This window comes from Pseudomonas sp. TE31087, assembly GCF_057284075.1.
This window is the reverse complement of sequence record NZ_JBXVNN010000001.1, coordinates 312286-337947: the sequence shown is the minus strand read 5'-3', so window position 1 is coordinate 337947 and position 25662 is coordinate 312286. Positions and strand designations below refer to the sequence as shown.

The 25662-nt window shown below is 66.2% G+C and carries 22 protein-coding genes and 1 pseudogene; 5 read left to right on the top strand and 18 right to left on the bottom strand.

Annotated features, from left to right (window positions below; genetic code table 11):
• Positions 1–8: 8 nt before the first annotated feature.
• From ACZ899_RS01445 to ACZ899_RS01375, 15 genes are all read right to left on the bottom strand, one after another.
• Complete coding sequence (locus ACZ899_RS01445) at positions 9–698, bottom strand: response regulator (RefSeq protein WP_234560536.1); 690 nt, start codon at positions 696–698, stop codon at positions 9–11.
• On the bottom strand, positions 695–3349 hold the full coding sequence (locus tag ACZ899_RS01440; protein WP_234560537.1) for a sensor histidine kinase: 2655 nt from the start codon (positions 3347–3349) through the stop codon (positions 695–697). Before ACZ899_RS01440 ends, ACZ899_RS01445 begins: the two co-directional genes overlap by 4 nt.
• A 149-nt stretch (positions 3350–3498) precedes the next feature.
• Positions 3499–4056, bottom strand: coding sequence for a potassium-transporting ATPase subunit KdpC (gene kdpC, locus ACZ899_RS01435; protein WP_234560538.1), 558 nt, complete (start codon positions 4054–4056; stop codon positions 3499–3501).
• Between the two features lie 10 nt (positions 4057–4066).
• The gene (gene kdpB, locus ACZ899_RS01430) at positions 4067–6121 is read right to left on the bottom strand and encodes a potassium-transporting ATPase subunit KdpB (protein WP_232856369.1); all 2055 of its coding nucleotides are present in this window, start codon (positions 6119–6121) and stop codon (positions 4067–4069) included.
• 10 nt (positions 6122–6131) lie between these two features.
• Positions 6132–7826, bottom strand: coding sequence for a potassium-transporting ATPase subunit KdpA (gene kdpA, locus ACZ899_RS01425; protein WP_234560539.1), 1695 nt, complete (start codon positions 7824–7826; stop codon positions 6132–6134).
• A gap of 9 nt (positions 7827–7835) precedes the next feature.
• Positions 7836–7925, bottom strand: coding sequence for a K(+)-transporting ATPase subunit F (kdpF, locus tag ACZ899_RS01420; RefSeq protein WP_011534724.1), 90 nt, complete (start codon positions 7923–7925; stop codon positions 7836–7838).
• A 217-nt stretch (positions 7926–8142) separates the two neighbouring features.
• Positions 8143–8328: a DUF4223 family protein gene (locus tag ACZ899_RS01415; protein ID WP_203651836.1), complete on the bottom strand. Its 186-nt coding sequence runs from the start codon at positions 8326–8328 to the stop codon at positions 8143–8145.
• A 974-nt stretch (positions 8329–9302) separates the two neighbouring features.
• A complete protein-coding gene (locus tag ACZ899_RS01410; protein ID WP_203651835.1) occupies positions 9303–10355 on the bottom strand; it encodes an AI-2E family transporter in 1053 nt (350 codons plus the stop codon).
• Positions 10356–10367: 12 nt separating this feature from the next.
• Positions 10368–11162, bottom strand: a complete 795-nt coding sequence (locus ACZ899_RS01405; protein ID WP_203651834.1) for a DUF4892 domain-containing protein — start codon at positions 11160–11162, stop codon at positions 10368–10370.
• Between the two features lie 102 nt (positions 11163–11264).
• Positions 11265–12119: an alpha/beta hydrolase gene (locus ACZ899_RS01400; RefSeq protein ID WP_203651833.1), complete on the bottom strand. Its 855-nt coding sequence runs from the start codon at positions 12117–12119 to the stop codon at positions 11265–11267.
• Positions 12116–12904, bottom strand: coding sequence for an alpha/beta fold hydrolase (locus tag ACZ899_RS01395; RefSeq protein ID WP_234560540.1), 789 nt, complete (start codon positions 12902–12904; stop codon positions 12116–12118). The genes ACZ899_RS01400 and ACZ899_RS01395 overlap by 4 nt, the downstream gene beginning before the upstream one ends.
• A 99-nt stretch (positions 12905–13003) precedes the next feature.
• Complete coding sequence (locus ACZ899_RS01390) at positions 13004–13351, bottom strand: hypothetical protein (protein WP_203651830.1); 348 nt, start codon at positions 13349–13351, stop codon at positions 13004–13006.
• Between the two features lie 333 nt (positions 13352–13684).
• The gene (sixA, locus tag ACZ899_RS01385; RefSeq protein WP_234560541.1) at positions 13685–14143 is read right to left on the bottom strand and encodes a phosphohistidine phosphatase SixA; all 459 of its coding nucleotides are present in this window, start codon (positions 14141–14143) and stop codon (positions 13685–13687) included.
• Complete coding sequence (locus tag ACZ899_RS01380) at positions 14140–14487, bottom strand: DUF4389 domain-containing protein (RefSeq protein WP_234560542.1); 348 nt, start codon at positions 14485–14487, stop codon at positions 14140–14142. Before ACZ899_RS01380 ends, sixA begins: the two co-directional genes overlap by 4 nt.
• An 11-nt stretch (positions 14488–14498) precedes the next feature.
• A complete protein-coding gene (locus tag ACZ899_RS01375; protein ID WP_028690477.1) occupies positions 14499–15524 on the bottom strand; it encodes an NAD(P)H-dependent glycerol-3-phosphate dehydrogenase in 1026 nt (341 codons plus the stop codon).
• Positions 15525–15716: 192 nt separating this feature from the next.
• On the opposite strand from ACZ899_RS01375, the gene ACZ899_RS01370 reads away from it, so the two are divergent.
• The 5 genes from ACZ899_RS01370 (at position 15717) to fabB (ending at position 22633) form a co-directional block, all read left to right on the top strand.
• Positions 15717–17864: a TonB-dependent receptor plug domain-containing protein gene (locus ACZ899_RS01370; RefSeq protein WP_234560543.1), complete on the top strand. Its 2148-nt coding sequence runs from the start codon at positions 15717–15719 to the stop codon at positions 17862–17864.
• Positions 17864–18754 (top strand): ABC transporter substrate-binding protein, encoded by an 891-nt coding sequence (locus ACZ899_RS01365; protein WP_234560544.1) that lies wholly within the window; start codon positions 17864–17866, stop codon positions 18752–18754. Before ACZ899_RS01370 ends, ACZ899_RS01365 begins: the two co-directional genes overlap by 1 nt.
• Positions 18751–20679: a response regulator gene (locus ACZ899_RS01360; protein WP_234560545.1), complete on the top strand. Its 1929-nt coding sequence runs from the start codon at positions 18751–18753 to the stop codon at positions 20677–20679. The genes ACZ899_RS01365 and ACZ899_RS01360 overlap by 4 nt, the downstream gene beginning before the upstream one ends.
• A 206-nt stretch (positions 20680–20885) precedes the next feature.
• Positions 20886–21401, top strand: a complete 516-nt coding sequence (gene fabA, locus ACZ899_RS01355) for a 3-hydroxyacyl-[acyl-carrier-protein] dehydratase FabA (protein ID WP_102684717.1) — start codon at positions 20886–20888, stop codon at positions 21399–21401.
• An 11-nt stretch (positions 21402–21412) separates the two neighbouring features.
• Entirely contained in the window at positions 21413–22633 is a 1221-nt protein-coding gene (gene fabB, locus ACZ899_RS01350) for a beta-ketoacyl-ACP synthase I (RefSeq protein WP_050706509.1), read from the top strand.
• 208 nt (positions 22634–22841) lie between these two features.
• Here fabB and ACZ899_RS01345 read toward each other — a convergent pair whose 3' ends face one another.
• From ACZ899_RS01345 to ACZ899_RS01335, 3 genes and pseudogenes are all read right to left on the bottom strand, one after another.
• Positions 22842–23582, bottom strand: a complete 741-nt coding sequence (locus tag ACZ899_RS01345; RefSeq protein ID WP_437181065.1) for a methyl-accepting chemotaxis protein — start codon at positions 23580–23582, stop codon at positions 22842–22844.
• Positions 23583–23696: 114 nt separating this feature from the next.
• A pseudogene (locus tag ACZ899_RS01340) lies at positions 23697–24467 on the bottom strand (MCP four helix bundle domain-containing protein); the annotation flags it as partial.
• Positions 24468–24581: 114 nt separating this feature from the next.
• Positions 24582–25589: an amidohydrolase family protein gene (locus ACZ899_RS01335; RefSeq protein ID WP_232856379.1), complete on the bottom strand. Its 1008-nt coding sequence runs from the start codon at positions 25587–25589 to the stop codon at positions 24582–24584.
• Positions 25590–25662: the final 73 nt, after the last annotated feature.

The following is a 25662-nucleotide window of genomic DNA, read 5'->3' as shown; positions in this document are numbered from 1 at the left end:
CTTGCGCGTCAGGGCGCCACCAACCGATACCCCACACCGGCCTCGGTGATGATAAAGCGTGGCGCGGTGGGATCGTCGCCCAGCTTCTGCCGCAGGTGCCCCACCACGATGCGCAGGTAGTGGGTGTCGTCCACATGGGTCGGCCCCCAGATGTCCTTGAGCAGCTGCTGCTGGGTGATCACCCGCCCCGGGTGCCCGGCCAGTTGCGCCAGCAGCGCATACTCCTTGCGCGTCAGCGCCACTTCCACGCCATCCAGGGTCACCTTGCGAAAGGCGAAGTCCACTACCAATGGCCCGAAGCTCGCGGCAGACGTCGCGCTACCGACCTGCGGCGCCTGGCGCAGCAAGGCCCGCACCCGGGCGAGGAATTCCTGGATGCCGAACGGTTTGGTCACGTAGTCGTTGGCCCCGCCATCCAGTGCATCGACCTTCTGCACCTCACTGGCGCGCACCGACAGCACCATCACCGGCACTGCGCTCCACTCACGCAGCTCGCGCAGCACCTGCTGGCCGTCCATGTCCGGCAGGCCCAGGTCGAGCACCACCAGGTCAGGCTTGTTCAGCGCGGCCTGGGCCAGGCCCTCGCTGCCGGTAGCGGCCTCAAGCACCTTGTAGCCCTGGGACGCCAGGCTGATGCGCAGGAACTTGCGGATCTGCGGCTCGTCGTCGATGACCAGCAGAGTGGCGGCTTGGCTCATGGGGCTTCACTTTCAGTATCGGGTTGGGTCGGCAGCGGCAAGCATAGAGTGATGCAGGTGCCGTGGCCATCGATGCCATCATCGACCAGGATGCGGCCGCCATGGGCGCCGATCATGCCCTGGCAGATCGCCAGGCCCAGACCGGTGCCCTGCCCGCCCCGGTCGCCGCGGGCAGCGGTGTAGAACATGTCGAAGATCTTTTCGCGCTCGTCCGGGGGAATGCCTGGGCCTTCGTCGGCGACAGCGAAGCACAGCTGCTCGTCGCGCACCGAGACCTGCAGCTCCAGGCGGCCCTGCGGCGGGGAGAAACGGGCGGCGTTCTCCAGCACGTTGATCAGCGCCTGCTCGATCAACGCCGCGTGCACGAACAGCAGCGGCAGCTCCGGCGGCACTTCGGTGTGCACGCGCAGGGGCGCCAGCACCACGCGCAGGCGATTGAGGGCACTGCCGACGATGTCGGCCGGGGCCACCCAGTCGCGGGCCAGCTTGAGGGTGCCGTGGCCCAGGCGGGTCATGTCCAGCAGGTTCTGGATGTAGCGATCCAGGCGCTCGGCTTCGTTGCGGGTGCCTTCGAGCAGTTCGCGGCGGTCGTCCGGGGGAATCGCGTCGCCCAGGGCCAGCAGGCTGTCGATGCTGCCGCGCATGGACGTCAGCGGGGTGCGCAGGTCGTGAGATACCGAGGCGAGCAAGGCGCTGCGCAGTTGCTCGGTTTCGCCGTGCAGGCGCGCGGCTTCCAGTTGCTCGCCGAGGCGTGCGCGGGCCAGGGCCTGGGCCAGGGGTTGTGCCAGGGCCTTCAGCAGGCGGCGGCGCTGGGCACTCAGCGGCTCGCCATCGCGGGGACGTATGCCGAGCAGCGCCAGGGGTTGCTCTTCCACGGCCAACGGCCACCACCACCAACGACCGTGAGGCAAGGTATCGCTGCCAAAGCCTGCGGCCTGCCCGTGCTGCCAGGCCCATTCGGCGGCGGCGCGCTCGTTGTCGGTGAAGGGATGTTTGCCGCCGCTGGCGACTTGCAGCAAGCCATCGGCACTGCGCTCCAGCAGGCACACCTGCACGTCCTGCCAGCCGTCCATATGCTGGCCGGCGGCGCTGAACACGGCCTGGCGGTCGGTGGCCACGGTCAGGCGTCGCGACAGGTCGAGCAGCTGGTTGGTCTGAGCCTGGGTCTCGCGCAGGGCCTGCAGCTGGCGGCGCTGGCGGGCGGCCAGGTTGCCAGTGAGCGCCGCCATCAACAGGAAGAACACCAGGGTCAGCACATCCTCCTCGCGCTGGATAGCGAAGGAGAAGTTCGGCGGGATGAACAGGAAGTCGTAGGTCAGGAACGACAACGCCGCGCAGGCCAGCGCCGGGCCCAGGCTGCTGCGCACCGCCACCAGCAGCACGGCGGCGAGGAACACCAGGGAGATGTTGGGCAACGCCAGCATGCTCGACACGGCCCAGGCCAGGCCGGTGGCCAGCACGGTGGCGAACAGCGCCAGCAGGTAGTGACGCCACACCCACACACGCTTGACCGCCGCCCGCGCCGCTTGCGGCTGGGCGTCGCGGTCGAGGACGTTGATCTCCAGGCCGTGGCTCTCGCGCAATAAACGGGCAGCGACACCGGCGCCGAAGAAGCGCCGACGCAGCAGGTCGCGGGACTGCCCTACCAGTACCAGACTGGCGCGACGCTCGGCGGCGTGCTGGATCAGCGTACGGGCCACTTCACCGGCACGTAGCAGCACCACTTCGCCGCCCAGGCGCTCGGCCAGTTGCTGGGCGGCCTGCAGGCGATGGCGGGCGGTCTCGTCGCGCAGGCGGCCGTTGTCCACATGCACCACGCTCCACGGCAGATGCCGGCGCTGGGCCACGCGGCAGGCGTGGCGCACCAGTCGTTCGGCCTGGTCGTCGCCATCGATGCCCACCAGCAGGCGCCCACGCAAGGCCGGGGCTTCCTGGCCGCGCTGGCGGTAGCCGCTGGCCAGGTCGGCATCGACCTGGGCGGCGGCGGTCTGCATGGCCAGCTCGCGCAGGGCGGTGAGGTTGGTCTGGGAGAAATAGGCCTCGATGGCCGCCCGCGCCTGCTCGGGCACGTAGACCTTGCCCTCGCGCAGGCGCTCGAGCAACTCGCGGGGCGGCAGGTCGATCAGTACCAGCTCGAAGGCTTCCTGCAGCACCCAGTCGGGCAAGGTCTCGCGCACCTGCACGCCGGTAATGTCGCGGACCTTGTCGTTGAGGCTTTCCAGGTGCTGGACATTGACCGTGGTGTACACATCGATGCCGGCGGCGAGCAGCTCCTGCACGTCCTGCCAGCGCTTGGCGTGGCGGCTGCCGGGGGCGTTGGTGTGGGCCAGTTCGTCGACCAGCACCAGAGGTGGCGCGGCCTTGAGCAGGCCGTCGAGGTCCATTTCCTCAAGCATCACGCCGCGGTATTCGCTGCGCAACAGCGGTTGCTGAGCCAGGCCGCCGAGCAGGGCCTCGGTCTCGGCGCGGCCGTGGGTCTCGACCACCCCGGCCACCACGCGCACGCCCTGGCGTTGCTGGGCGTGGGCGGCCTGCAGCATGGAAAAGGTCTTGCCGACCCCGGGCGCGGCGCCGAGAAATACCTTGAGCCTGCCCCGGCCTTCCCGGGGCAGGCCCGCCAACAACGCGTCGGCGCGGGCGGAGTCACTCATGCTTCATCCTTCACTAATTACCAATTTTGGCCTGCTACGCAGGCCTTCGCGGGTAAACCCGCTCCCACAGGTTCGGCACAACTCTGAAGGTCAGCGCAGTACCTGTGGGAGCGGGTTTACCCGCGAAGGGCCGCACAGCGGCCCCGACTTCAATGGCTCGGTGCCAGGCGCTCAAGCGCCTGGTTCAGCGCCAGCACATTCACCACCGGTGGCCCGACCAGTGGTCGCAGGGTGGCCTCATTCACCAGCGCTTGCAAGCGCTCCTCCGAGACCTGCCGCGCCGCCGCCACGCGCGGCAGCTGGTAGGCGATCGCCGCTGGCGGCAGGTGCGGGTCCAGCCCACTGCCCGAGGTGGTCAGCAGCGCCTGGGGCACCGGCCCCTGCTGTGCCTGATATTGCGCGGCGGCATCGGTCCTGACCCGCTCGGCCAGCGCCGGATTGCTCGGCGCCAGGTTGCTGGCGCCGCTGGCCACGGTGGCATAGGCACCCGCCGAAGGCCGCGACTGGAACCAGGCGTCGCCCTTGAACTCCTGGGCAATCAGCGCCGAGCCACGCACCTCACCGCGCTCGTCGTGCACCAGGCTGCCATTGGCCTGGTCAGGGAAGGCGACCTGGGCAATACCGGTCACCGCCAGGGGATACAGCGCGCCGGTGACCACGGTCATCAGCAGGACCAGGCTCAGGGCCGGGCGTACATAAGCGGTCATGTCAGTCTCCTCAGACCAGGTGCAGCGCAGTGAGCAGCATGTCGATCAGCTTGATCCCGGCGAACGGCACGACGATGCCCCCCAGCCCGTAGATCAGCAGGTTGCGGCGCAGCAGGTGGGCGGCGCTGGCGGCCTGCACCCGCACCCCGCGCAGGGCCAGGGGGATCAGCACGATGATGATCAGCGCGTTGAACACGATGGCCGAGAGGATCGCGCTCTGCGGGCTGGCCAGGTGCATCAGGTTGAGCACGCCCAGCTGCGGGTAGATGGCGGCGAACAGCGCCGGCAGGATGGCGAAGTACTTGGCCACGTCGTTGGCGATGGAGAAGGTGGTCAGCGCACCGCGGGTAACCAGCAGCTCCTTGCCCACCTGCACCACGTCCAGCAGCTTGGTCGGGTCGCTGTCCAGGTCGACCATGTTGGCGGCCTCGCGGGCGGCCTGGGTGCCGTCGTTCATGGCCATGCCCACATCGGCCTGAGCCAGCGCCGGGGCGTCGTTGGCGCCATCACCGCACATGGCGACCAGACGGCCGTCGTTCTGCTCCTGGCGGATGCGCGCCAGCTTCTTCTCGGGGGTGGCTTCGGCCAGCACGTCGTCCACGCCGGCCTCGGCGGCGATGGCGGCGGCGGTCAGCGGGTTGTCGCCGGTAACCATCACGGTGCGGATACCGAGCTTGCGCAGTTCGGCGAAGCGTTCACGGATGCCGGGCTTGACCACGTCCTTGAGGTGGATCACACCGAGCAGGTGCTTGTCGACGCACACCAGCAGCGGGGTGCCACCACTCTGGGCGATGCGTTCCACTTCACGGGCCAGGGCGGCGGGCAGTTCCAGGCGTTGCAGGCCACAGAAGGCCAGCACCGCGTCGACGGCGCCCTTGCGGTAGCGGCGCTGCTGGAAATCGATGCCCGACAGACGGGTCTCGGCGCTGAACGCGATGGCTGCGTACTGCTCGGTCAAAGGCTCGGCGAAATCGTGCAACTGGCGCAAGTACTCGACGATCGACTTGCCCTCGGCGGTGTCGTCGGCCAGCGAGGCGAGCAAGGCGCCCTCCCCCAGCTCCTTGGCGGTCACCCCGGAGGCGGCGTGCAGGGCGCTGCAGCGGCGGTTGCCGAAGGTGATGGTGCCAGTCTTGTCGAGCATCAGGGTGTGCACGTCGCCGGCTGCTTCCACCGCACGGCCGGAGCGGGCGATCACGTTCAGGCGCACCAGGCGGTCCATGCCGGCGATGCCGATGGCCGACAGCAGGCCGCCGATGGTGGTGGGGATCAAGGTCACCAGCAGCGCGGCGAGGAAGATCAGCGGCAGCTCGCCACCGGCGAAGCGGGCGAACGGCTGCAGGGTGACCACCACGATCAGGAAGATCAGGGTCAGGCCGATCAGCAGGATGTCCAGGGCAATCTCGTTGGGGGTTTTCTGGCGCTTGGCGCCTTCGACCAGGGCGATCATGCGGTCCAGGGTCGACTCGCCCGGGTTGCTGGTGATGCGGATCAGCAGCCAGTCGGAGACCAGACGGGTGTTGCCGGTGACCGCCGAGCGGTCGCCGCCGGACTCGCGGATCACCGGGGCGGACTCGCCGGTGATCGCCGACTCGTTGACCGCGGCGATGCCTTCGAGCACCTCGCCGTCGCCGGGGATCATCTCGCCGGCCACGACGCGCACCACATCGTCCTTGCGCAGCTGGGTGGCGGCCACGCTCTCGAAGCTGCCGTCGCTCTTGCGGCGCTTGGCGGTCAGGCCCTGGCTGCCGGCCTTGAGGCTGTCGGCGCGGGCCTTGCCGCGGCCCTCGGCCAGGGCTTCGGCGAAGTTGGCAAACAGCACGGTGAACCACAGCCAGACGGCGATCTGCACTGCCACACCGGTACTCACGCCGCTGCCGGGCACCAGGCACAGCACGGTGGTGAGCACGGCGGTGAGGGCCACCACCAGCATCACCGGGGCGCGCTTGAGCTGGCGCGGGTCGAGCTTGACGAAAGCCTGTACCAGCGCCGGACGCCACAACGCGCTGAAGCGGGTCTGGTCCTTGGCGCCTTGACGCGCCTTCACTTCGGGAATGGGCATGTTCATTGTGTATTCCTCAGAAACCCAGGCTCAGGTGTTCGGCAATCGGCCCCAGGGCCAGGGTCGGCAGGAAGGTCAGACCACCGACCAGCAGGATGGTCACCAGCAGCAGCGTGGTGAACAGCGGGCCGTGGGTGGGGAAGCTGTTGAGGCCTTGCGGCGCGCTCTTCTTCGCCGCCAGGCTGCCGGCCAGGGCCAGCACCGGCAGGATGTAGCCGAAGCGGCCGATCAGCATGGCCAGGCCGATCATCACGTTGTGGTACACCGTGTTGGCGCCGAAGCCAGCGAAGGCCGAGCCGTTGTTGGCGGTGCCGGAGGTGTAGGCGTAGAGCAGCTGGCTGAAACCGTGGGCGCCGGGGTTGGTCACCGCGCCGGCCGGCCCCGGCAGGCTGGCGGCGATGGCGCCGAGGATCAGCACGCCCACCGGCATCACCAGCAGGCTCGCCACCAGCAGTTGCACTTCACGGGCCTGGAGTTTCTTGCCCAGGTACTCCGGGGTGCGGCCGATCATCAGGCCGGCCAGGAATACGGCGATCAGCACGAACAGCAGCATGCCGTAGAGGCCAGCGCCGACGCCGCCGAAGATCACTTCGCCGAGCATCATGTTGACCATCGCCACCATGCCGGTAATCGGATTGAGGCTGTCGTGCATGGCGTTGACCGAACCGTTGGAGGCCGAGGTGGTGGTCACCGTCCACAACACGGAGCCGGTGGTGCCGAAGCGGCTCTCCTTGCCTTCAAGCGGCGCGCTCTGCTGCACCTGGGCGCTTTGCAGGGCCGGGTTGGGCTGGTGCTCCGACCACAGCGCGGTGCTGCCACCGATCAGGAACAGCGCCAGCATGCAGGCGATGATCGCGCGGCTCTGGCGCAGGTCCTTGACGTAATGGCCGAAGGTGAACACCAGGGCCACCGGGATCAGGATGATCGAAGCCACCTCGAACAGGTTGCTCCAGGCCGTGGGGTTCTCGAACGGGTGCGCCGAGTTGACGCCGAAGAAACCACCGCCATTGGTACCCAGCTGCTTGATCGCAATCTGGCTGGCGGCCGGGCCCAGCGGTATGGTCTGGTCGGTGCCTTGCAGGGTCACGGCATGGACGTAGTCGGCGAAGGTCTGCGGCACGCCCTGCCAGACCAGCAGCAGCGCCAGCACCAGGCACAGCGGCAGCAGGCCGTAGAGGGTGGCGCGGGTCAGGTCGACCCAGAAGTTGCCCAGGGTGGTGGCCGAGCGACGGGCGATACCCCGGCACAGGGCGACCAGCACGGCAAGGCCGGTGGCGGCGCTGACGAAGTTCTGCACGGTCAGGCCGATCATCTGGCTCAGGTAGCTGACCGAGGCTTCACCGCTGTAGGCCTGCCAGTTGGTGTTGGTCATGAAACTGACCGCAGTGTTGAACGCCAGCGACCATTCCTGGCCCGGCAGGTGCTGCGGGTTGAGCGGCAGGCTGCCCTGCAGTTGCAGGACACCGAACACCATCAAAAAACCGACCAGGTTGAAAGCCAGCAGGGCCAGGGTGTACTGCTTCCAGCTCTGCTCCTGGTCGGCGCGCACGCCGGCCACGCGGTAGCAGCCCCGCTCCACCGGGCCGAGGAGCGGCGTCAGCCAGGTGCGCTGGCCTTCCATCACCTTGTAGTAAAAGCGACCGAGCCAGGGCGCCGGCAGCAGCACGATGGCGAAGAACGCCAGCAGCAGCAGGTAATCGTAACTGTGCATGGTCGCCCCTTAGCCGCGGTCGGCGCGCAGCAGCGCCACCAGCAGGTAAACCGCCAACGCCACCGCCAATAGCAGTGACAGCCCGTCGAGCATGTACATGAGTGAATCTCCCCTTGGTGCGGCGTGAGGGCCGCTTTGGGGAAATTGTCCGAAGGAGGGGCGTAAAGGGGCGAGATCAGGGCTGGGGGCGGGGCATAAAGAATGCGTAAAGACTGAGGCTTCGGACCCAAAAACCTCGACCGGATCCTTGGCCGAGGTTTGGGTCAAACAGTAGGTGGCCCGCTCAATGAGGATGCCGGCGCGAAAATCACTTCGATTACTGGGACAATTTACCCACTGGACCGCAGCCACCGACAACCTTCGAAACGGAGAGCGCCGGGTGCAACAGGTAGTTGTACGAGCAGTTCTTGGCCTCGTTGTAAACTTGACCAGCACAGCCCGACAAAAGAGCAACAGCAGAAATAACAACAGTAGCCGCAGCGGCTTTGACAAACCTCTTCATATTACCCTCAAACCTTTAATTGCCAGAATGTTGACAGCACACGAAGCATACGCAGAAAAACAAAAAATAAAACACATAAATACCACCAAGAAAAACAATGTTACATACGAATATAACAACACACCCCTTACGCAGAAACTTCTGCATGACAATACAGAACAGACTTACAACGGAAGAAAACTCCAATAAAAACCAAAGACCTTGTCGGCTTTCTTTGTCTATTGTTTATCTTGACACTGACACTCACGTTGCGATCATCGGCCCCGCAGGTCCAAAAAAAATCCCCGTTATATTTGTGAAGCCAGGCTTGCCATCAAGTTGTGCGCAACGCCGGTGCAGGCAGCATATGCAAGACGCTGCCCCCAAGTAGACCCTACGCAATGGCCAAGGCGGCACGCGCGTGATGTGGCTGACCACTTTCACGGGGCTGGTCATTATCTATTTGCCAACGAACTGGCTGCCAATACTGACGCGACAGAGCGGAGCAAGCCTGAAGCACGCAGCACTTAGTGGCATACTCTTTCAGCTTGGTGTGATTGCAATAGGCATTGGATCGTTTCACCCTAGGCTCTGTACGAAATGTATCTGCACTCGCCCTTACTGCGTTGTAACGGGGTTCGGAATGCTCATGTACTCCAATACACTTCGCTTCCTCCCCCCGTTTCGCCTTGTCTGGCCTTCGCGCAGACACATTTCGTACAGACCCTAACACCCTCACTGGCGGCGCAGACTTGCCGCCAAGGGTATTTGCATATCCGCAGAGCAAAGCCCGGACAACCTCTTGGCGGCAGCCGCATTTCGAAGAAGTACTCACCGCGCAAGTGGTTCCGGAAGTGCTGGCCGACAATTGCGGCGGAGATCGAGGGCATGGTCAGCCACACGGACGCGACTTGAGGCCTTGCTTCATCTTGCGTCCCCACGCGGTTGGGACGCAGCCAAGTCCACCTGGTCCACTATCGGTTGCAGCCCACCACTTAACTTTGCGGCGTCTGCTGCACCGAATTGCGGCTCCAGTCCAGCAGCAGGCTGTACCCCACCGCCAGCAACGTCGGCCCAATGAACAGGCCGATGAAGCCGAACGCAATCAGGCCGCCGAACACCCCCAGCAGCACGATCACCAGTGGCAGGTTGCCGCCCCGGCTGATAAGGTAGGGTTTGAGCACGTTGTCCACGCCACTGATGATGAACGTGCCCCACACCCCCAGGAATACCGCCATGCCGTAGTCACCCTTCCATACCAGCCAGGCGGTGGCGGGGATCCAGGCCAGCGGCGGACCCATGGGAATCAGGCTGAGCATGAAGGTCACCAGGCCCAGCACGATGGCCCCCGGCACGCCGGCGATCAGGAAACCGATCAGCGCCAGCAGGGCCTGGGCCGCGGCGGTACCGATCACGCCGTTGACCACCCGCTGCACGGTACCGGCCACCAGGTCGACGTAGTACTCGGCGCGCTCGCCCACCAGCCGTTGCAGCAGACGATGGACGAAGGCCGCCAGGCGCGGCCCGTCGCGGTAGAAGAAGAACACGAACACCAGGCTCAGGGTCAGCTCCAGCACCCCGCCGCCAATCTGCGCACTGCGTGCCAGCAGCCAGTTGCCGACCTGGCCCAGGTACGGCTTGGCCGAGGCCAGCAAGGCCGCGCCCTGCTGGTCGAACGACTCCCACCAGCTCACCAGGCGCTCACCGACGAACGGAATGCCCGCCACCCAGGCGGGCGCGTCCGGCAGGCCATCGACCTGCACGTCGCGAATGAACGCGGTGGCATCGCGCACATGGTCGGCCAGGTTGAAACCCAGCCACACCAGCGGCAGCGCCACCAGCAGGATCCACACCGTGGTCAGCAGGCTCGCGGCGAGGGTTTCGCGCCCACCCAGCACACGGGTCAGCAGGCGCATCAGCGGCCAGCTGGCAAAGGCCAGGATGGCGCCCCACAGCAGCGCCGAGATGAACGGTGCCATCACCCACAGCGCGGCCCCCAGCAGGGTCAGCAGCAGGATCTGGATCAACAGGCGGTCATTGTTGGCCATGGTGGCGCTCACTCAACGGATCAGTTCCAGGTGCAGGCCCTCGGTCGGGGCGTCACCGACCTCCAGCCGCGCGCTGCGCACGCCGGCCTTGACCAGCTGCTCGCGCCAGGCCTCGGCGCCCTTGCCGCTGAGGCTGACGCGCAGGGTGCTGTCGAGGTTCAGGCTACGCGCCAGCAACGTTGCCCAGGTAGCCTGGGGCTCGGCCAGATCAGGGTAGTCGAGCTTGCCGGTATCGCGCAGTTCGCGCAGCACCGTGGCGGCAGTGGGCAGCAGCTCGCCCAGCGGGCTGCCGGCGACGAACTCCTCGACATGCAGATAAGCACGGCGGTTGCCGCGAGTCACGCTGTACAGCGCCACCAGGGTGTCGGCTTCCTCGGCTGAGCGACGCAGCAGGATGAACGCTTGCTGCTCGTCACCGCCATTGAGCCGGGCATTGGCGAACACGTCGTTGGCCCACAGGCTGGCCTCGCCGCAATCGCGGCCCTGGCACCAGAACAGTGGATAGCCGCCCTCCTGCTGCAGGGCCTCGCGGGCGCTGGTGAAAGCTTCGCGGGCGCTGCGCTCGACCGGCAGCTCATAGGTCACCGAGCTGACCTGGCCACGGCTCTCGACCTTGTCGTCGACCCGCAGGCGGCCGCTGATCTTGCGCAGCGGTCCCATGGGGTAGACCCGCTCCTGCTCCACCGCCGGGCGCTGGTCGACCACCTTGGCGTCAGGCGGTACCGGCAGGCTGCCGGCCCACAACAGGGGGCTGGCGATGGCGAAGCAGGCGGCAATGGCGCCGCGAACGAAAACAGGTGCGCTCATCGACCGCCCTCACAGGTGGCGGGGCAAGGCGCGTGGATGTCTGGCATGTACATGGTTGTCTCCCTTTCAACCCGCCAAGCCTCGACACTTGTCCGGTGCAAGTCAAGGAATGCCAAAGAAGCGATTGAAACAGTCTGCGACAAGGGCCGCGCCCTCGGCGTCGTTCAGGTGCAAGTGGTGGCCGCCCGGCAGGGTCACCCGCTCGAAGGGTAGCTGCTCCAGCAATTCCGTGTGGCGCGCCAGCATGCCGTCGGCGGCCACCACCAGGCAGGCCGGGCAGGCGATGCGTTTGACGAAGGCCATGGCCTGGTCCTGGTTCAGGCGGGTTGGCGAGGGCAAGGTGAGGCGGCTGTCGCTGCGCCAGCTGTAGCCGCCGGGCACCGGCATCAGGCCGCGCTGGGCCAGCAGTTCGGCAGCTTCGCGGCTGACCGCGACCATGCCCTTCATGCGCGCCTCGACGCCCGCCTCCAGGGTCGCGTACACCGATTTGCGCTTGCCCTCCAGGCGCAGTTGCGCCTGCAGCGCCAGCCCCAAGCGCTCGGCAGCGTCCTGTTCGCTGAGCGTCGGCGGAATCACCCCGTCGATCAGCGCCAGGTGGCTGACCCGCTCGGGCAAGGCCCCGGCCAGCTGTACCGAGATGATTGCGCCCAACGAATGACCGAGCAGACCGAAGCGCTTCCAGCCCAGTTGTTCGGCAACCCGCAGCACGTCATGGGCGTAGTCCGCCAGGGCATAGCCGGCGCCGACCGGACGATGCTCGGAGTAGCCATGCCCGGCCAGGTCCAGGGCGACGATACGCAGCCCCTTCAGTTGCGGCGCCAGGCGAGCGAAGCTGTTGGCGTTGTCCAGCCAGCCATGCAGGGCGATCACCGGCAGGCCGTCGGCCGGGCCGAACAGGTGCGCGGCCAGCTCGATATGGCCCAGCGTCAGGCGGATCTCCTCGACCTGGGCGCTCATGCCTGGCTCCAGCGGTCGAACAGGCCCTTGATCAGGCCAGCGGTGTCGGTGGGCCGCTCCAGCGGAAACATGTGCCCGCCCGGCAGGCTGTGGTACTCGCCCTTGGCCATGGCGCGCACGGCCAGGGCGTGGTGTTTGCGGATCACCCGGCTCTGGGCGCCGCGTACCATCGCCAGCGGCACCTGCAACTGGCGTGGCCGGGCCGGGCTGACATGGGGAATGCTGCGGTAGATGCTGATCTCGGTGGCCGGGTCGAAGCGCAGGCGCAGGCCCTCCTCGCCCTGCTCCAGGCCATGTTCCAGGTAGGCTTCCAGGCAGTCCGGGTCGAAGTGGCGGAACAGGGTCTTGCCGGCGAAGTAGCGGCGGGCGCTGTCGCGGTCGGGAAATGCCTCGCGCCGGCCCAGGGTGCGCCCGGCCGGGGTGATGCGGTCGATGAAGCCCAGGCGCTTGGCGGCCTGGATCAGCCATTCATCGGCACGGGTCAGCACCGGCGAGTCGAGCATCACCACCCCACGGTAAAACTCCGGGCGGCGCAGCGCCGCATGCAGGTGCAGCACGCCGCCCAGCGAATGGCCGACACCCCAGACCGGCGCATCCTGCTGCTCGAGGTGATGCAGCAGTTCGTCCACCAGGTTCTGCCAGTTGTCGTTGACCGGAAAACGCGGGTCGTGGGCGTGCTGCGCCAGGTGATGCACCTCGTAGTCCGGCCCCAGGGCGGCAAACAGCTTGCCGTAGGTGGCCGAGGGGAAGCCGTTGGCGTGGGCGAAGAAGATCTGCTGCGACATGGCCGCCTGCTCTGCACGAGGGATGGATAGCCCATTGTCGGCAAGCCGGACCCTGGCGGCAACGTTCGGAAAGGTCATCGCCGGTGGCGATCAGGTCATTCAGCAGCGCTCGAGGCTGGCCAGCGAACGGTGCAGGCAGGCTTGCATGTAGCCCAGTTGCCACTCCAGGGCCTGGCGGCCCAGGCTGCAGTCGTTCTCATTGTCAGCCAGCCGGCGCAGGGCCAGGCAGCTGGTCTGCAGCAGGTGCGCCATGCGGATGCTGGCCTGGCGCAGTTGCTCGAACTCATGCTGGCCTTCGAACCGGCGTATCAGCTCATCAAGCTTGGCATCGGCGATGTCCTGCATCAGGCGATACTCGGCGAAATCCAGCCGACCATCGTCCGTCAGCTTGTCGAGCAGCCACTGCGGGTCGACCGAGCGCACCAGCGCCATGCGATAACGGCTCACTCATCACTCCCTGTGCCTGTCGGCCCCATGAATCATTCACCGCGCCACGCTACTTGGGCCGCCTCCCGGCTGGCAACTGACAGAAATGCCAGTTGCCAGGGCTCAGCCCAGCCCTTTCAAGGTCTTGATACTTGGCGTCCGGCTTGGACTTGCCGGGCTGCTTTGCAGCCCTTTCGCGGCACAAGGCCGCTCCTACAGGCGACCGCGTGCTCCTGTAGGAGCGGCCTTGCCGAGGCGTCGGACCGGCCGGAAAGGGTCGCAAAGCGACCCCGGCAATCCTGAGTTGGAGCGGTCATATCCAAAAAATCGCAAAACCTTGAAAGGGCTGAGGGCTCAGCCGGAATGACGCAGGCTACACAGGGTCATCAGGCCGGCCAGCGGCCAATCCCCTTCCAGCTCCGCCAGGCTGGCCGTACTCAGCGGCGCCGGCTGCTGGCCGTGGCCGTGCTCGAGCAGGCCGACCAGGGTTCCCACCAGCGGCTGGTGACTGACCAGTAAAACGTGCTCGAACCCCAGGCGCTCGACTTCGCCGATCACCTGCTGCACGTCGCTGTCCGGCGTCAGCCAGGGCACCGTGCGCACCGGCTCGGCAAAACCCAGCGCCCCGTGCACCAGGGCGGCGGTCTGCTGGGCGCGCACGTAGGGGCTGGCGATGATCGCCTGCAACGGCTGGCCGAGCAGGTGCGCGGCGCTGCGCAATACCTGTTCGCGACCATGGGCGGTCAGGCGTCGCTCGGCATCGCTGTTGGCCCGGGGTTCCGCCTCGCCGTGGCGTAGCACCCAGAGCTTCACAGCTTGGGCTCCTCGTCACGCACCGGGTGCGCTGCCGGGGTGATGGCATGCGGCGCCTCGCCTTCCGGGGCGCGCGGCGTCGGCCAGTCGGCGAACGGCCAGGGCTTCTGGTCGGAGTGGAAGGTGCCGAAGCGGCCGATCTGTGCCAGGTACTGACTGAGGCTGTCGCCGAAGTTCATCAGGCTGGCGCTGGGCGCGCCGTAGATCAGCCGGTAGATCAGTTGCACCAGCACCAGGCCGCCAAGCAGCAGCTCGGCCAGTTGCCAGGCCACCAGGAATACCAGCATCCACAGCACCCGCAGGATGATCGACTCGCGCTGGGCGCGCTCGGGAGTATCGTTCATGGGTCGCTCCTTCAGTTGAAACCGCTGGTGGAAATGAAATCGACATCGGTCTTGGGTTCGGCGCGCATCAGGTGCTCGATCACCTGGTTGAGCGTGCGTCCTTCGAACAGGATCGCGTGCAGGCCCGCCACCAGCGGCATGTACACGCCCACTTCCTGGGACTTGGCCTTGAGCACCTTGAGCGTGTTGACGCCCTCGGCCACTTCGCCCAGGCGGCTGACCGCCTGTTCCAGGCTCAGGCCCTGGCCCAGGGCGTGGCCGACCTGGTAATTGCGGCTCTTGGGCGAGGAACAGGTGACGATCAGGTCGCCGACCCCGGCCAGCCCCAGGAAGGTCATGGGGTTGGCGCCCTGGCTCACGGCAAAGCGGGTCATCTCGGCCAGGGCGCGGGTGATCAGCATGCTCTTGGTGTTCTCGCCCATCCCCAAGGCCACGGCCATGCCGGCGATGATGGCGTAGACGTTCTTCAGCGCGCCGCCCAGTTCGACGCCGAAACGGTCGGCACTGGCGTAGACGCGGAAGGTACGGCCATGCAGCACGGCCTGCACCTGCTGGCACAGCGCCTCGTCCTCGCTGGCGACCACGGTGGCGGTCAGCGCATGCTCGGCGATCTCGCGGGCCAGGTTGGGGCCCGACAGCACGCCGATGCGCGCCTGGGGGGCGATCTCTTCGAGGATCTGGCTCATCAGCTTGAAGGTGTGCGCCTCGATGCCCTTGGTCAGGCTGACCAGGCCCTTGCCGCGCAGCAGCTCGGCATGGGGGGCGAGCACGCTGCGCAAGGCGCTGGAGGGCAAGGCGACGAAGATCAGCGCGCTGCCCTGCAGGGTGGCGAGCAGGTCGTTGACCGGTTCGACGCCGTCGTGCAGGCGGATGCCCTTGAGGTAGCGCGGGTTTTCGCGATCGACGCGCATCGCCTCGGCCTGCGCCGGGTCGCGCATCCACTGCCGCACCGGATGGCCGTTCTCGGCCAGGAGGTTCGCCACGGCGGTGCCGAAGCTGCCGCCTCCAAGAACCGCAACAGGTTGCTGTTCAGTCATATCCAATCCGTTAACCAATAAAGTAAGTGGCGACCGGGGCATTATACGGTGCCGATGCGACAGAACCAGTGCGTATGCATCGCGGGGCAAGCCCGCTCCCACGCACCCGAACACAATAGAGAAAGTTCAGGGGGTGCGATGCGGCAATAGGCCATCCGCCAATCACTGGCAAAAGCCGTACGGTCGGTTAACATGCCTGATTCATTTCTGAAACAAGGCCGTTTCGTGTTCCCTGGCACGCCTCCCTATCCACGCCTGATTTTGTTGACTGCCTTGCTGGGCGGCCCGGCCGTGGCCGACGACCTGTTCATCGACAACCAAGACCTGCCGCAGGTTCTGACCGCCACGCGCCTGAAACAATCCCCGGCGGCGGTCCCGGGCAGCATGACCGTGCTCGACAACGAGCTGATCCGTGCCAGCGGCGCCCGCGATATCCCCGAACTGCTGCGCCTGGTGCCGGGGATGATGATCGGCTATGGCGCCGGCAACCAGCCGACGGTCAACTACCATGGCAGCAATGTCAGCGACGCCCGGCGCATGCAGGTGCTGATCGACGGCCGCTCGGTGTACCGCGCGGGCCTGGCCACGGTGGACTGGAGCGATATCCCGGTGGCGATCGAGGACATCGAGCGCATCGAGGTGTTCCGCGGCCCCAACACCGTCAGCTACGGCGCCAACGCGCTGATGGCGGTGGTCAACATCCTCACCCGCAACCCGGCCGACAGCCACGGCTCGCGGGTCAAGCTGACCCGTGGCCAGGATGGCATCAACGATTACTACGCGAGCCAGGGCTTTGGCTGGGACAGCGGCGACCTGCGCCTGTCGCTCTCCGGCCAGCAGGACGATGGCTTCGACCACGACCAGTTCGGTCGCGATTACCGCGACAGCCGCCGGCTCAACCGCGTCAACCTCAACGCCAGCCACACCCTGGCGCCGAACCAGACCCTGGAATGGCAACTGGCGGCCAAGGAAGGCAGCAACCAGCGGCCCTATACCTACCAGCCGGTGTTCGGCAACTACCGGGCCGGCGACAACGCCGACGTCAACGCCAAGGACTACGCAGGCTCGGTGCGCTGGAACCTCGACCTGAACCCCGAGCACAGCCTGTATGTGCAGGGCTCGGCCCAGCACTTCGACCGCCAGCAGGTGTGGCGCGCCTGCGATGCGGCGATCGCCTTCAGCCCGGAGCTGACCCGCCTGTGGCAGCTCGACCCGAACTTCGCCGAGAAGGTCGCGCGCAATCTGTTTACCGGCAACCTGCCCACCACCAGCAACCCCGAGCTCGGTTCGTTGATGGGCCAGGTACAAGACCAATGGGCCAACGGTGGCCGCAACACGATCTGCGGCGACGTCGACCAAAGCACCCGCGAGACCCGCTACGACCTGGAAATCCAGGACACCCTGAGCCTGACCGACAGCCTGCGCCTGGTCACCGGCATGAACTACCGCTACGACAAGGCCGACTCGCAGACCTACTTCAACGGCAGCATCGACGACCAGACCTGGCGCCTGTTCGGCCAGCTCGAATGGCGCATCGACGAGCACTGGATCGTCCAGGGCGGGGCGATGCACGAGCAATCGCAGCTGTCGGGCAACTCGCTCACCCCGCGGGTGGCGGTGAACTACCTGATCACCCCGCGCCATGGCCTGCGCGCCGTGTATTCCGAGGCGATCCGTTCGCCGGACATGTTCGAAAACAATGTCAACTGGAGCTACACCGTCAAGAACCTCACGCCCAACCGCTACGGCCTGCAGAACGGCGAATATTTCGTCAAGACCCGCGGCCCGGGCAACCTCGACCAGGAGCGCATGCGCTCGCGTGAGCTTGGCTACAACGGCTATTTCACCGACCTCGACCTGAGCATGGACGTGAAACTGTTCTACGACGAGATCACCGGGATGATCAGCGAACCGTTGAAGAACAACCAGTACATCGCCAGCAACGCCAACAAGGCCCGCTTCAGCGGCAGCGAGGCGCAGTTCGACTGGCACGCCACCCAGCGCGACCGCCTGCGTCTGACCTACGCCTACGTCGACGCCTGGGCCAGCAACCCCAACGACCGGCGCCTGAGCGCCCGCAACAGCGGTTCGGCCGGCTGGCTGCGCGATTGGGGCGAAGGCTGGTCCAGCGCCCTCTTCTACTACGGTGACGACGCCCTCAATGGTTACCGTTACGAACGGGTCGACCTGCGCCTGGCCAAGCGTTTCAAAGTGCAAGGCAGCAACCTGGAGCTGGCCGCGCTGTGGCAGCAGCGCCTGGATGACGAGCCGATCACCCTGGAACAGAACCGTTACGACAGCCGCCACCGCCTGAGCGTCAGTGCGGAGCTGGAATTCTGATGGTCCGTCTGCTGCGCCTGTTGCTGCTGTGCCTCTGGCCCCTGGGATCGCTGTCCGCCAGCGAAATCCTGCTGGTCGGCGCCGAGGACCAGCCCGGCATCCGCAGCTTCGTCACGGCCCTGGAAAAACGTCGTCCCAACGACCAGGTGCGGTTCCAGACCGTCGAGCAGCTGCCAAGCCCGGCCAAGCTCAAGGCCGACACCCGCCTGATCCTCCTCGACACCTCGGCCCTGGAGTGGCGCCTGGCTGAATCCGTAGGGCCGGCGGCGCTGGCGTTGCGGGTCAGCCGGGTCCAGATCGAACAGCGTCTGGGCACCTTGCGCCCTGCCTACCTGACCCTGCTGTGGAGCGATCCGCCCCTGGCCCGGCAGCTGCGCCTGGCCCGCTACCTGTTGCCGCAGGCGCGGCGTATCGGCGTGCTCTATGGCGAACACAGCCGTTTCCTGCTCGACGAGTTGCGCCAGGCCGCCAGTGTACTGGGCCTGGAAATCGTCGCCCAGGACTGGCCCGACCTGCGCGACAGCCGTCCCCTGCAAGACCTGCTGGGCAACAGCGACGTACTGCTCGGCCTGGACGATCCCGACCTGTACAACTCCAAGTCGGCCAAGAACGTGCTGCTCAGCAGCTATGGCCGGCAGATGGCACTGATCGGGCCGAACGTCGGATTCGTCCGCGCCGGCGCCCTGGCCAGCACCTATAGCGACCAGGACGACTGGCTGGCGGTGCTCGGGCAACTGCTCGACCTGCCACCGGCCCGCTGGCCGCGCAGCCTCTACCCCGCGCACTTCGGTGTCAGCGGCAACCAGCAGGTGGCCCGCGCCCTGGGCCTGGAGGCGATCGACCCGGTCGCCGCCGCCCTGGCCCTTGCCGAAGGAACCTCCACCCCATGAGCAAGCGCCTGAGCTGGGACATCCACACCCGCACTCAGATCATCAGCCTGGGCCCGGCCCTGTTGCTGACGCTGCTGCTGATCAGCTTCTTTACCTTCGTGCGGATCCAGGACCTGCGCCAGGAACTCAACCACACCGGGCAACTGATCGCCAACCAGCTGGCGCCGGCCTCGGAGTACGGCGTGATCTCGGGCAACAATGAAGTACTAGAGAGCCTGATGCGCGCCACCCTGAGCATTCCCCACGTGCGTTTCCTCGAGGTGCAGGACAGCCGCAACCATATCCTGGTGTACGTCGAGCAACCCGACGAAAGCCACAGCCGCGCCCAACGCGTCGAGGTGTTCCAGGCACCGATCCGCCTGCAGCAGATCCGCCTGGACAACGACTTCCTGCAGGGCAAGGCGCCTGCGCCGAACATTGGCGACGACTATCTGGGTCGGGTAATCGTCGGCATGTCCGACGACGCCTTCAGTCAGCGCCAGCAGGAGATCGTGATCAAGGCCGCGATCCTCGCCCTGTTCGCCCTGCTGTTCACCTTCCTGCTGGCCCGGCGCCTGGCCACCAGCCTGTCCAAGCCGATCAGCGACATGGGCCACGCGGTCCGGGCGATCCAGCAGGGCGACTTCAACGCGCCGCTGCCGGTGGTCGACGACAGCGAGCTGGGCCACCTGGCCCGGCACATCAACAACCTGGCCAGCGCCCTCGACCAGGCTGCCCATGAACAGCAGCAGGCCATGAGCCAACTGATCCAGGCCCGCGAGGAAGCCGAGCAGGCCAACCGCGCCAAGTCGGACTTCCTGGCGATGATGAGCCACGAACTGCGCACGCCCATGAACGGCGTGCTGGGCATGCTGCAACTGCTGGAGACCACCGAGCTGACCAGCGAGCAGGCCGACTACACAGCGGTGGCCAGCGAATCCACCGGCCACCTGCTCAAAGTGATCAACGACATCCTCGATTTCTCGCGGATCGAGCGCACCACCCTGGAGCTGGAACATATCGACTTCAACCTCGGCGAGCTGATCACCAGCAGCGTGCTGTCGTTCCAGCACAGCGCCCAGCAGCGCAACCTGGACCTGCGACTGCAGCTGCCAGCGGGCATGAACTCGCTGCAGGTGGTGGGTGATCCGACGCGCATCCGCCAGATCCTGCTGAACCTGGTAGGCAATGCGCTGAAGTTCACCGAGCGGGGCGAGGTGGCCATCGAGGCCCGCTGGCAGGTACTCGACCGCCAGCTGATCTGGCTGACCTGCACCGTGCGCGACACCGGCATCGGCATCGACAACAACCGCCTGGAGATGATGTTCGTGGCCTTCCAGCAGGCCGACAACACCATTTCCCGGCGCTACGGCGGCACCGGCCTGGGCCTGTCGATCGCCCGCACCCTGGCCGAGCGCATGGGCGGCCAGTTGCGCGGCGAGAGCCGCGAGGGGCTGGGCTCGACCTTCACCCTGGAAATGCCGCTGGCCTTGGCCAGCGCTCCTGCCACCTTGCCCGGCGCGACGCCCCAGGCCAGCACGATGGGCGAAGGCAGCGGGCGAGTCCTGCTGGTGGAAGACAACCCGGTCAACCAGAGCGTCATCGAGGCGATGCTGCGCAGCCTTGGCTTCGAGGTGAGCCTGGCCATGGACGGTGCCCAGGCGGTCGACCTGGTCGGCCAGCAACGCTTTGCCGCCGTGCTGATGGACTGCCGCCTGCCGAATGTCGACGGCTACGAGGCGACCCGGCGCATCCGCCAGTTGCCGCGCACCGAGGGCCTGCCGATCATCGCCCTGACCGCCAGCGCGCTGCAGGGCGACCGCGAACGCTGCCTGGCCGCCGGCATGAACGATTACCTGAGCAAGCCGTTCAAACGCACGGATCTGCAGCGCATCCTGCAGCGCTGGTTGCCGGGTCGGACAGCCGCGACTGGCGATAAATGCTAAAGTGCGGCAGTCTTAAGGACTGGACAGGACCGCCTCAGGGCCGGAAAATAACATTTCAGTGCACACCTGTACTTCTTTTGCCAGGTGCGCTGTGACTTTCACCACAACGCAATAGTCTACCTGTAGGCTGCCGCCTCGAATGCCAAGTGCTTCGGGCCGGCCGGGAAGATTCATCCCCTGCCGCAGGGGGTTATTGAGGAGCTCGCATGACCAAACAACACGCCTTTACTCGGGAAGACCTGCTGCGCTGCAGTCGCGGTGAGCTGTTCGGCCCCGGTAATGCGCAACTGCCCGCCCCGAACATGCTGATGGTCGATCGCATCACCCATATCAGCGAGGAAGGCGGCAAGTTCGGCAAAGGTGAATTGGTCGCCGAGCTGGATATCAATCCGGACCTGTGGTTCTTCGCCTGCCACTTCGAAGGCGATCCGGTGATGCCGGGCTGCCTGGGCCTGGACGCCATGTGGCAGCTGGTCGGTTTCTTCCTCGGCTGGCAGGGCCTGCCGGGCCGTGGTCGCGCCCTGGGTTCGGGCGAGGTGAAATTCTTCGGCCAGGTGTTGCCTACCGCCAAGAAAGTCACCTACAACATTCATATCAAGCGCGTCCTGAAGGGCAAGCTGAACATGGCCATCGCCGATGGCTCGGTCAGCGTCGACGGTCGCGAGATCTACACCGCCGAAGGCCTGCGGGTCGGCGTGTTCACCTCCACTGACAATTTCTAAGGGTTATTCGCATGCGCCGCGTCGTGATCACTGGTCTGGGCATCGTATCGTGCCTGGGCAATGACAAAGCTACCGTCACCGAAAACCTGCGCAACAGCCGTCCGGGTATCCGTTACAACCCGGAATACAAGGAAATGGGGCTGCGTAGCCAGGTTTCCGGTTCCATCGACCTCAACCTCGAAGAGCTGATCGACCGCAAGGTCTATCGCTTCGTCGGCCACGCCGCGGCCTACGCCTACCTGGCGATGCAGGACGCGATCAAGGACTCGGGCCTGACCGAAGAGCAGGTTTCCAACCCGCGTACCGGCCTGGTTGCCGGCTCCGGCGGCGCTTCCACCCTGAACCAGATGGAAGCCCTGGACACCCTGCGCGAAAAAGGCGTCAAGCGCGTCGGCCCATACCGCGTCACCCGCACCATGGGCAGCACCGTGTCGGCGTGCCTGGCCACTCCGTTCAAGATCAAGGGCATCAACTACTCGATCTCGTCGGCCTGCGCCACCTCCGCGCACTGCATCGGCACCGCCCTGGAGCAGATCCAGTGGGGCAAGCAGGACATCGTCTTCGCCGGCGGCGGTGAGGAAGAGCACTGGAGCCAGTCGTTCCTGTTCGACGCCATGGGCGCCCTGTCGACCAAGCGCAACGAAACCCCGGAACTGGCCTCGCGCGCCTACGATGCTGACCGTGACGGCTTCGTCATCGCCGGCGGCGGCGGCATGGTGGTGGTCGAGGAGCTCGAGCACGCCCTGGCCCGTGGCGCCAAGATCTACGCCGAGATCGTCGGCTACGGCGCCACTTCCGACGGCTACGACATGGTCGCCCCAAGCGGCGAAGGCGCGATCCGCTGCATGCAGCAGGCGCTGTCCACCGTCGACACCCCGATCGACTACCTGAACACCCACGGCACCTCCACCCCGGTCGGCGACGTCGCCGAAATGAAGGGCGTGCGTGAAGTGTTCGGCGACAAGGCACCGAAGATCAGCTCGACCAAGAGCCTGTCGGGCCACTCGCTGGGCGCCGCGGGCGTGCACGAGGCGATCTACTGCCTGCTGATGATGGAGAACAACTTCATCGCCGGCTCCGCCAACATCGACGAGCTGGACCCGGAGGTCGCCGACCTGCCGGTACTGCGCAAGACCGAAGAGAACGCCAAGATCGACACGGTCATGAGCAACAGCTTCGGCTTCGGCGGCACCAACGCCACCCTGGTGCTCAAGCGCTGGACTGGCAAGTGATCGCTTGATCTGCTGAACGAGAACGCCCGGACCTTGGTCCGGGCGTTTTTGTTTGTGCTTCAGCCCAACTTCTCCCCCTGTAGGAGCGGCCTTGTGTCGCGAAAGGGCCGCACAGCGGCCCCAGCAATCTCGGCGGTGAAGCTGATACCCTGGGGCCGCTTCGCACCCCTTTCGCGACACAAGGCCGCTCCTACAGAGGCGATGAGCGTCAGACAGAAAACCGCTGCACCAGGGTGTTCAGGTCCACCGCCAACCGCGACAGCGCCTGACTGGCGGCGGACGTTTCCTCGGCCCCCGCCGAGGACTGATGCGCCAAATCGCGGATGGTGGTCAGGTTGCGGTCCACCTCCCGCGCCACCTGGGCCTGCTGCTCCGAGGCACTGGCGATCACCAGGTTGCGCTCGTTGATCTGGCCGATGGCCGCGGCGATCGCCTCCAGCGCCTGGCCGGCGGCATGGGCGCCATCCAGGGTCGAACGGGCCTGGGCGTCGCTGTGCTGCATGCCCTGCACGGCCCGCTCGGCGCCGCTGCGGATGGCGACGATCATCTGCTCGATCTCCTGGGTCGAGGACTGCGTGCGATGGGCCAGCGCCCGCACCTCGTCGGCGACCACCGCGAACCCGCGCCCGGCCTCGCCGGCCCGCGCCGCCTCGATGGCGGCGTTGAGCGCCAGCAGGTTGGTCTGCTCGGCGATCGAGCCGATCACATCCAGCACTTTGCTGATGTCGTGTACCTGCTGGGCCAGTTGCCCCACCTCTTCGGCATTGCCCGCCACGCCATTGGCCAGCGCCTCGATGGCGGTGACCGTGGCCTGCACCTGCTCACGCCCGCGACGGGCAATCTGGTCGGATTCGCGGGAAGCCTCCGAGGTGGCCACCGCATTGCTCGCCACCTCCTCCACCGCCGCCGTCATCTGGTTCACCGCGGTCGCCGCCTGCTCGATTTCCATGCTCTGCTGCTGCAGGCCGCGGGTGGCGTCCTCGGTGACCGCGCTCAGCTCCTCGGAGGCCGAGGCCAGCTGGCTGGCCGAGTCGGAAATTCGCCCGATGGTCTCGCGCAGGCTCTGCTGCATGCTCTTGAGCGCCGCCAGCAGGCGCGCCGGCTCATCATCGCCCTGCACGGTGATCTGCGGTGTGAGATCGCCCGTCGCGACCGTCTCGGCGACCTTCAGCGACTGCCCGAGCGGCCGCACGATGCTACGGGTCAGGGCCAGGGCGAGCACCACGGTGAGGCTCAGGGCGATCACCAGCAGCACGCCGACCCAGACCTTCGCGCCGTTGTACACGGCCTCGGCCAGGTCGGTGGCGGAGTTGGCCTGGTGGTTGTTCAGCTCGATCAGCTCGTTGAGCGTGGCGGTCATCTGGTCGGCAAGCTGGTTCATCTCGCCGTTGACCAGCGCCGCCGCCGCCTGGACGTGCCCATCGGTGGCCAACTGCACCACCTGCCCCTGCAAGATCATGTACTGGCGCTCGAGGACCTGGTAGCGGTCGAACAAGGTCCGCTCCTCAGGCAGCACGATCAACCCATCGTAATGGTTCTGGGCCTTGCTCAGGCCGCCCTTGATCTCTTCGATGCGGGCACGATTCTGCTGCTGGGCCGCCGGGTCGGTGTTGACCAGCAGGCGCAGGGTCAAGGCGCGGATGCGCAGCATGTCCTGGGTCATGCGGCCCACCGAGATCACGCTCGGCAGCCAGTTGTTGTCGACCTGCTCGGACTGCTGGCGCATGCTGGTCATCTGCTGCAGCGCGAAGCTGCCCAGCGCCACCACCAGCAGCGCCATGATGCCGAAACCCAGGCCCGCGCGCGGGGCGATATTCAAGCGTCTCAGGCTCATTTCCAGGATCCCTCCCAAAAGCGTTGTTCCGTCGCTTAATGAAGGTATCGGGCCGCCTGGAAATTGCGTAAGACGAAAAGGCGATATCAAAAAGCTATCTACTGCTAAAACGCGCTACTTCGCCGCTTTTGGCAGCAGATTGACAAAATTAGTCCGACTCACCTGCTCCGCCACCGCTGCCGGCAAGGCATCGAGGAAGGGGTTGAAACCGTGCATCTGCTCACCCAGGCTGTCAAACCGCCCCACCAGGTCGGAGCCGAGTACGAAACGCTGCGGGAAGCGCTTCACCAACGTCACCCAGTCCTGGCGCGGCACACCCTGCGAGTCGAGCAGGTAGGGCTTGAGGACGCTCCAGGACAGGTCGACATACAGGTTCGGGTAGTCCTCCAGCAGTCGGGTCAGCACCGGCAGGAGAAAATCCATCTGTTCCTGGTGGCGGTGGATCTCCAGGCTGCTGCCGGCGTGGGCCCAGATGAAGCGGGTATGCGGGTGGTTACGCAGCGGCTCTTCGATCTCGGCCAGGTACAGCGGGTTGCGCTCGCGCTTGGAGGTGATGTTCGAATGCAGCAGCACCGGCAAATCGCGCTCGGCGGCCAGGTGATAGATGCGGGTCATGGCTTCGTTGTTGGCCCGCGGCGTATCGCCGCTGGTCAAGGCGGTGAGGTCGTCGTGGCGGGTGAATACTTCGCCGATGCCCTGCCACAGCCCCGGATAAAGCTCGAGCATGCGCTCGATATGGTTGACGGCGTTCTTGTCCACCGGATTGAAGCCGGTGAGGAACGGGTGGAAGCGACGGCGTTGCTGCGCTGGCAGCTTCTGCAACGCGTCGGCGACGTACAGGTCGGTGGCGCTGTACCAGTAGGCGTCGGCGTCATCTCCGGCGTAATAGCGCGGGCGCTTGGGCTCGTCCTCATGCCACTTCTTCGCCACCGGGATGCCGGAAATCATCGACTGTTCAACCCCAGCTGCATCCATGGCCTTGAGCAGCGCCGGCATGCCCTCGGTTTCCTGGAAAAAGTCCACGTAGTGCAGGTGCGCGTCGCTGTAGCGGTAGTCGCGGGCCTGCGCGGTGTCGAACAGGCCTGTGCTCAGCAGCAGGCAAGCCAGTGTGCGGGCGATCATCGGAGCCTCCTTTGCCGGTCCCGCAAGAGTAGACCGGGCAGCGCCCGCGACGGTTCAGCCACGGGCGGCGAAA